The 343-nt window shown below is 41.1% G+C and carries 2 tRNA genes; both read right to left on the reverse strand.

The features are described from left to right. Positions 1-8: 8 nt before the first annotated feature. A tRNA-Ala gene (locus Q1A46_RS20775) sits at positions 9-82 on the reverse strand. An 88-nt stretch (positions 83-170) separates the two neighbouring features. Next, positions 171-244, reverse strand: a tRNA-Ile gene (locus Q1A46_RS20780). Positions 245-343: the final 99 nt, after the last annotated feature.

Consider the following 343-nt stretch of genomic DNA (forward strand, 5'->3'; position numbering starts at 1 on the left):
TCGCGTTGTGGAGAATACCGGAGTCGAACCGGTGACCTCTTGCGTGCAAGGCAAGCGCTCTAGCCAGCTGAGCTAATTCCCCATATACTAGTAGTTAGTATATAGTAGTTAGTAGCTTTCTACAACTACATCCTCAACTTCTAGAATTTCCTTGATCTTAAAACTTTTTGTAGTCTCGGGCAGACTCGAACTGCCGACCTCTACATTATCAGTGTAGCGCTCTAACCAGCTGAGCTACGAGACTAGTTTAAGATCTTAGTCTTTTTTATAAAATTAACAGCAGAGTAGTAAAATAACAATCAATTACTCTTGTAACTCACCATCTTTCTCTAGAAAGGAGGTG

Source organism: uncultured Tenacibaculum sp., from assembly GCF_947502995.1.
Classification (GTDB): domain Bacteria; phylum Bacteroidota; class Bacteroidia; order Flavobacteriales; family Flavobacteriaceae; genus Polaribacter.